This is a genomic window from Bradyrhizobium sp. Kon69 (assembly GCF_055807515.1).
This window is the reverse complement of the sequence record NZ_JBVVOS010000127.1, coordinates 1-415: the sequence shown is the minus strand read 5'-3', so window position 1 is coordinate 415 and position 415 is coordinate 1. Positions and strand designations below refer to the sequence as shown.

1 pseudogene is annotated in these 415 nt (G+C 66.3%); it reads right to left on the bottom strand.

Features of this window, described 5'->3' with window-relative positions:
• A pseudogene (locus AC0L3U_RS38515) lies at window positions 1–324 on the bottom strand (amino acid permease); the annotation flags it as partial.
• Window positions 325–415: the final 91 nt, after the last annotated feature.

Genomic DNA, 415 nt, shown 5'->3' with positions numbered 1-415 from the left:
CGAAGCGAGCATGCAATAGCCCACCAGGAACGAGATCAGCGGCGACTTGAACGCCTTCTCGGCGAACACGGAAGCGGCGCCGGCATGCGGGTACTTGGTGACCAGCTCGGCGTAGGAGCCGGCCGTGAGCATGGCGAAGAACAACGCCACCAGCAATGGCACCCAGATCGCCCCGCCCACCTGGCCGGCGATGGTTCCGGCCAGCGCGTACACGCCTGCGCCGAGCACATCGCCCAGGATGAACAGGAACAACATCGGGCCGGTCACGGCGCGGCGCAAGGAGGGTTTGGAGGGTGCGGCGTGGCTAAGACTGGATTCGGTCATGGGCGGCTCTGAGCGGCAGGTTGCGATCAGCGTTCATCCGGCGCGGGCCGGCTGAGGCAGGGCTATCTACAATGGAAAATGCCCGGGCCGC